Origin of the sequence: Streptoalloteichus hindustanus (assembly GCF_900129375.1) — a bacterium.
Lineage (GTDB): Bacteria > Actinomycetota > Actinomycetes > Mycobacteriales > Pseudonocardiaceae > Streptoalloteichus > Streptoalloteichus hindustanus.
The window spans coordinates 43313-49664 of record NZ_FQVN01000023.1 but is presented as its reverse complement, the minus strand read 5'-3'; the positions used below and the strand labels follow the sequence as shown (position 1 = coordinate 49664).

At 73.1% G+C, this 6352-nt stretch carries 5 protein-coding genes; 4 read left to right on the top strand and 1 reads right to left on the bottom strand.

Translation table 11 applies throughout. The features are described 5' to 3' along the window. The 3 genes from BUE43_RS32335 to BUE43_RS32325 all read left to right on the top strand — a co-directional run. Positions 1-339: isochorismatase family protein (locus tag BUE43_RS32335; protein ID WP_143174539.1), on the top strand; the 339-nt coding region annotated here is incomplete at its 5' end. Between the two features lie 134 nt (positions 340-473). Further along, positions 474-716 (top strand): phosphopantetheine-binding protein, encoded by a 243-nt coding sequence (locus tag BUE43_RS32330; RefSeq protein ID WP_073490160.1) that lies wholly within the window; start codon positions 474-476, stop codon positions 714-716. Positions 717-742: 26 nt separating this feature from the next. Next, positions 743-5146, top strand: coding sequence for a non-ribosomal peptide synthetase (locus BUE43_RS32325; RefSeq protein WP_073490159.1), 4404 nt, complete (start codon positions 743-745; stop codon positions 5144-5146). 90 nt (positions 5147-5236) lie between these two features. On the opposite strand, the gene BUE43_RS32320 is transcribed toward BUE43_RS32325, so the two are convergent. Beyond that, positions 5237-5524, bottom strand: coding sequence for a DUF2218 domain-containing protein (locus BUE43_RS32320; RefSeq protein ID WP_073490158.1), 288 nt, complete (start codon positions 5522-5524; stop codon positions 5237-5239). 368 nt (positions 5525-5892) lie between these two features. Here BUE43_RS32320 and BUE43_RS32315 point away from each other — a divergent pair, with 368 nt between their 5' ends. After that, the gene (locus tag BUE43_RS32315) at positions 5893-6099 is read left to right on the top strand and encodes a cold-shock protein (protein ID WP_073490157.1); all 207 of its coding nucleotides are present in this window, start codon (positions 5893-5895) and stop codon (positions 6097-6099) included. Positions 6100-6352 lie beyond the last annotated feature (253 nt).

The window sequence follows — 6352 nt, the reverse complement described above, 5'->3', positions numbered from 1 at the left end:
ATCGTCGACGAGTTGGCGCCGGGTGCGGGCGATGTGGTGTTGACGAAGTGGCGGTACTCGGCGTTCGTGCGGACCGATCTGCGGGAGCGGATGCGTCAGTGGGGGCGTGACCAGTTGGTGGTGACCGGGATCTACGGTCACATCGGGGTGTTGATGACGGCGGCGGACGCGTTCATGAACGACTGTCAGTCGTTCGTGGTGGCGGACGCGATCGGGGACTTCTCGGTGGAGCGGCACCGGATGGCGGTGGAGTACGCCGCCCAACGCTGCGCCGTCACGCTGGTCACCGAGCGCGTCACCCAGCAGCTCGCCGCGACCCCGGTGACCACCAGCGGCTGAGACGTATCCACCGCCGCCCCGTCACCCTCCATTGTGGACGAACGCGGTTTCCGCGTCGTCGCGCGGGAACCGGTGACGGGGCGGCGGCACCCCCAGCGGACCACGCCATCCCCGAAGGGAACCAGGAGAACACCATGCCCGACCAGACCATGACCCTCGACAGCGTGCGCGCGGACCTCGCCGAGGTCCTCTACCTGGAGCCGGCGGACATCGCCGTGGACGACGAGCTCGTCGACACCGGCCTGGACTCGGTGCGCATCATGAGCCTCGTCGAGCGGTGGCGGGCCGCCGGCGTCGAGGTCACCTTCGTCGAGCTGGCCGAGCGGCCGTCCCTGGCCGCCTGGTGGGAGCTGCTGTCCACCCGACTGCCGCGCTGAGCGGCCCCGGCGGAACGGAAAGACCCATGCCCCTCCCCAGTGGCGCGCGTCGGCCGGTGACGGCCGCCCAGGCCGGGATCTGGTCCGGCCAGCGGATCGACGAGGACAGCCCCGTCTACAACGCGGCCGAGTACGTCGAGATCTCCGGCCCGGTGGATCCCGCCGTGTTCGAGGCGGCCGTCCGCGCGGCGGTCGCGGAGGCCGAGACCCTGCACGTCCGGTTCGACGCGGACGCCGAGGGGGTGTGGCAGACGCCGGACCCGGTCGCGGACTGGGACTTCCCGCACGTCGACGTGAGCGGCGAGCCCGACCCGGACGCGGCGGCCGACGCGTGGATGCGGGCGGACCTCGCCCGCGTCGTGGACCTCGCCCGGGGCCCGCTGTTCACGCAGGCGTTGCTGCGCACGGGGTCGGACCGGTTCCGCTGGTACCAGCGGGTCCACCACATCGCGCTGGACGGGTTCGGGCACTCACTGCTGGCGCGCAGGGTGGCGGAGCTCTACACCGCCACGGCCGCCGGCGCGGAGGCGCCCGCCGCATCCTTCGGCTCGCTGGAAGCCGTGGTGGCGGAGGACGTCGAGTACCGGTCCTCCGACCGGTTCCGCCGGGACCGCGAGTTCTGGTTGGAGCGGCTCGCCGACCGGCCGGAGGTCGTCGGGCTCGCCGAGCGCGTCGCCCCGATGTCCTGGGAGTCCCTGCGCGAGACCACCGCGATCGACGCGTCCACAATGGACGCTGTCGGCGCGGTGGCCCGCCAGGGGAAGACGTCCTGGCCCGAGGTTCTGCTGGCGGCCGTCGCGGGCTACCTGGCCAGGGCGACGGGGGCGGGGGAGGTCGTCCTCGGCCTGCCGGTGATGGGCCGGATGGGGTCCGCCTCGCTGCGGGTGCCCTGCATGGCGATGAACATCGTGCCGCTTCGGGTGCCGGTCGCCCCTGACGCCAGCCTGCTCGACCTCGTCGCCGTGGTGACCGCCGAGCTGCGGCGCGTCCGGCCGCACCAGCGTTACCGCTACGAGGACCTCAAGCGGGAGCTCAGGCTGATCGGCGGCGACCGGCGGCTGTTCGGCCCGGTGGTCAACATCATGCCGTTCGACTACGACCTGCGGTTCGCCGGACACCGGGGAACGGTGCACAACGTCTCCGCCGGTCCGGTCGAGGACCTGTCGATCGCGGTCTACCACCGGTCGGACGGCATGAGTCCCCGACTCGACTTCGACGCCAACCCCGCGCTCTACACCGCGGAGGACCTCGCCGCGCACCAGCGGTCCTTCCTGTCCCTGTTGGACAGTGCAATCGCGACACCCGACGCTCCACTGTCCGAAATGGACGTTTCGCTTCCTGTTGCCTCGTCCGGGGCAACACCTTCCGTACTCGACGGTGGCCCGCTGCCGACACCGGCGCGCGACGTGACCGACCTGGTCGGCGAGCAGGCGGCCCGCCAGCCGGACGCGGTGGCCGTGGAGCACGGGGACGTGCGGATCACCTACGGCGATCTCGTGGCACGGGCGCGGGATCTGGCCGCGCGCCTCGGGGAGCTGGGCGCGGGACCCGACCTGCCGGTCGCGGTCGTGCTCCCGAGAGGAGTCGACGCGGTCGTCGCGTTCCTCGGTGTCCTGTTCGCCGGCGCCGGCTACCTGCCGCTCGATCCGCACGGCCCGCGCAACCGCACGTCGGCGGTGCTGGCGGACGCCGGGCCGCGCCTGCTGGTCACCACCGCCGAACACGTCGACGCGGTCCCGCAGGACTTCCCCGGCCGGACCGTCCTGCTCGACGAGCGGGCGGGAACCGGGGCGGAGATCCAGGCGGAACCGCCGACGCCACGGCCGGAACACCCGGCCTACGTCATCTACACCTCCGGTTCCACCGGGCAGCCCAACGGCGTGGCCGTCGGCCGGGGCGCGCTCGCGAACTTCGTGGCCGGTGCGACCCACCGGTACGAGTTCCGGGGCGACGACCGCGTGCTCCAGTTCGCGCCCCTGCACTTCGACGCCAGCGTCGAGGAGATCTTCCTGACCCTGTGCGCCGGCGCCACGCTCGTCGTGCGCACCGAGGAGATGCTGGACTCGGTGCCCGGCTTCCTCAATGCCTGCGCGGAACTCGGCATCACCGTGCTCGACCTGCCGACCGCCTTCTGGCACGAGGTCGCCTACGGCGTGTCGACCGGGGCCGCCGCGCTCCCCGCCTCGGTGCGGGCGGTCGTCATCGGCGGGGAGGCCGCGTTGCCCGAGCGGGTGGCGCGGTGGCGCGCGAGCGTCAGCCCCGACGTCCGGCTGCTCAACACCTACGGGCCGACCGAGGCCACGGTCGTGGCGACCGTCGCGACGCTCAGCGGCGACGGAGCGGCCGGCCACGTCGTCGACGAGGTGCCGATCGGCCGGCCGCTGCCGGGTGTCACCGCCGTCGTGGTCGGCCGGAACCGGCGGCCCGTGCCCATGGGGGAGACGGGGGAGCTGTGCCTGCTCGGCGGCGGTCTCGCCAACGGCTATCTGGGCCGGCCCGAGCTGAACGAGGCCCGGTTCGTCGTGCTGTCGGCGATGCCGGGGCGTCCCCGCGCGTACCGGACCGGCGACCTGGCCCGGTGCCGGGCGGACGGCGCGCTGGTGTTCGTGGGCCGGGTGGACGACGAGTTCAAGATCAGCGGGCATCGGGTCGACCCGACCGAGATCGAGACGGTGCTGCTGGCGCACCCCGGGGTGCGGGAGGCGGCCGTCGTCGGCCACGTGCTGGACGGCGGCGTGAAGCGGCTGTCCGCGCACGTCGTGCCGGCTGACATCGGCACCGCTGACACCAACAGCGCCAACGGCACTGGTGTGCCGACCACCGCCGAGCTGCGCGCGCACCTGCGCGCGTCGCTGCCGGCGGCCGTGGTCCCGGCCTCCGTGGTCGTGACCGACCGCCTGCCGAGGACCAGCTCGGGCAAGATCGACCGAAAGGCGTTGCGCGCCAGGGGTTTCCGGCCCGAGGAGGGCCCTGCCGAGTCGACGGCCACCACTGACGCCGAGCGGGCCGTGCTCCGGGTGTGGCACGAGGTCCTCGGCGTGCCCGGTCTGTCCACACAGGACGATTTCTTCGAGCTGGGCGGCCAGTCGCTGCAGGCGATCCAGGTGGCCAACCGGCTCGGGGTCGAGCTGGGGCGCACCGTGCCGGTGGCGACGCTGTTCCGGCACCCCACGGCCGCCGCCCTGGCCGAGGCGCTGGACCAGGAGCACGGGGCGGGGCGGGCCGACGAGGGCCTGCCGCCGCTCGCCGCGGCCGACGCCGTGCTCGGCGAGGACGTCGTGCCGAGCGGTCTCGTGCCCGTCCTCGCGGAGCGCCCGCGTCGGGTGCTGCTCACCGGGGCCACCGGATTCGTCGGCGCCCACCTGCTCAACGAGCTCCTGACCAGCACCGACGCGCAGGTCGTCTGCCTCGTCCGTGCCGAGGACGCGGCGGGCGCGACCCGCCGGGTGCGGGACGCGCTGACCCGGCAGCGCCTGCCGGTCGCCGCGGTCGCCGACCGGGTCGTCGCGCTGCCCGCCGACCTGGCCCGGCCCCGGCTCGGACTCGACCCCGACCGGTTCGCCGAGCTCGCGCGCACCTGCGACGTGATCTACCACAACGCGGCCGTGGTGAGCGTGGTCCGCGAGTACCGGAGCCTGCGGGCCGCGAACGTCGTCGGCACCCGCGAGGTGCTCCGGCTCGCCGCGGCGGAGCGGCCGGTGCCGGTCCACCACGTCTCGACGCTGGCGGTCGGACCGCCGGACGCGGTGAGCCCCGAGGTGCCGGAGGCGTTCGTGCCCGCCCACGCCGGGCTCCGGGACGGCTACCAGCAGAGCAAGTGGGTCGCCGAGCGGCTGGTGGAGCAGGCCGGCGAGCGCGGCCTGCCGGTGACCGTCTACCGGCTCGGCCGGGTCGTGGGCGCGCCGGACACCGGCGTGGTCAACGAGCAGGACCTGGTCTGGCGGCTGCTGCTGCCCGGCATCCGGGCCGGCGCGCTGCCGGCGCTCGCCGTGGCCGAGACCTGGACGCCGGTCGACTACGTCGCCCGCGCCGTGGTCCGGCTCTCGTCGACGCCGCCGCGACCCGGCGAGGCGGGACGGGTGGTCAACGTCGCGCCGGTGCCGGCCGTGCGGCTGACCGACCTCGCGGGGTGGGTGCGCGACTACGGCTATCCGGTGGACCACCTGGACGTCCCGGAGTGGTGCGCGAGGGTCGCCGCGGACACCGGGGGATCGGACGCCGAGAGCACGGCCACCCTGGTGTTCTTCGACCTCCAGGCCGAGGACGCGCCCGCTTTCCGGCTCGGCGCCGTGAGGTCCGAGAACCTGCGGCGGGGACTGGCGGGCACGGGGATCGAGTGCCCGGCGGCCGACCGCGCGCTGCTGCACCGGTACCTCGACCACTGCGTGGAGACCGGGCTGCTGCCCGCGCCCCGACCCAGCAGGGTGTGACGGGTCCGAGCGCGCCGAAGACCGCTCCGGAAAGGCGAAACGCCCCCGACCGGGGGCGTTTCGCCAGGGTGGAGCGGTGTCAGTTGGCGGTCAGTTGGCGCGGTTCCAGGTGACCTTGAGCTCGTCCCTGGCCGCGAAGCGCTCCAGGTGGACGCCGACCACGTGCTCGACCCGCTCCAGCGCCGCGTCGTCCTCGCCGGCGCTGCGCATCACCAGCGCGTCGTCCCCGGCCTCCATCGCGCACGTGCCGAAGCCGAAGTCGACGTGGCCGCGCTCCTCGGTCCACTCGGCGGTGACCTTGTGGCCGAGGTGCTTGCAGAGCTGGACCAGGTAACGGGACGCGCGCTCGGTGGCGACCCGGGCCTCGGAGTTCGGCATGGTGTCCTCCCAGTTGTTCCGTCCGCCCTGGCGAACTTAGGTAAGTCTAACCAAAGAAGAACGGCCCACCTGGGGATGTGACGGGCGTCGTGCGGGCGGCCGGGGCGGTCGGCGCGGGGGTCCTCCTGGACCGATCCTGCGCCTCGGGTGAACCGATCGGGCGAGAGTCGTGGTCTGGATCACGCTGGACGTGCGAGCCGCGCCGTTTCGTGGTTGACTGGCGACGGTCGAAACGTTCCGCGTGAGCGGGGCGAGGTTGTGCGGTTCGTTGCTTTCCTCCAGGTTCTGCCGGAGAAGTTGCGGTCTGACACCGGACCCGGGATACGCAACCGCGGATTCCGACCCCGGCACCTGTAGAGGAGACGCCAATGGCTACTCAGGGCACTGTCAAGTGGTTCAACTCGGAGAAGGGCTTCGGCTTCATCACGCCGGACGGCGGGCAGAAGGACGTCTTCGTGCACTACTCGGAGATTGACGCCCGTGGGTTCCGCACCCTTGAGGAGGGTCAGCGGGTGGAGTTCGAGATCGGCCAGGGCGCCAAGGGCCCGCAGGCCCAGGGCGTCCGCGTGATCTGACGCCCTGCCTGATCCACTCAGGCAACCGGAAGGACCCCCGCGATCACCGCGGGGGTCCTTTCGCCTTTCTGTCCTCCGCGCCGAATCACGGTGGGATCACCGCTCGGCCAATCGGGTGATCTTCGAACAGGAACCCCGCATTGATCGCCCGGCGGAACGACCTCGACGACTGGAGAGGTCGGCGCCGGCTCTCCCCGGAGTGGGCGAGGGGCGCGGCGAGGTGTTGGAAACCGGCGCCACATCCCCTGTGATG

What these genes read in the sequence shown, in the direction of transcription:
- BUE43_RS32330 (WP_073490160.1), top strand. Translation starts at nt 474, where the DNA reads ATGCCCGACCAGACCATGACCCTCGACAGCGTGCGCGCGGACCTCGCC.
- BUE43_RS32325 (WP_073490159.1), top strand. Translation starts at nt 743, where the DNA reads ATGCCCCTCCCCAGTGGCGCGCGTCGGCCGGTGACGGCCGCCCAGGCC.
- BUE43_RS32320 (WP_073490158.1), bottom strand. Translation starts at nt 5,524, where the DNA reads ATGCCGAACTCCGAGGCCCGGGTCGCCACCGAGCGCGCGTCCCGTTAC.
- BUE43_RS32315 (WP_073490157.1), top strand. Translation starts at nt 5,893, where the DNA reads ATGGCTACTCAGGGCACTGTCAAGTGGTTCAACTCGGAGAAGGGCTTC.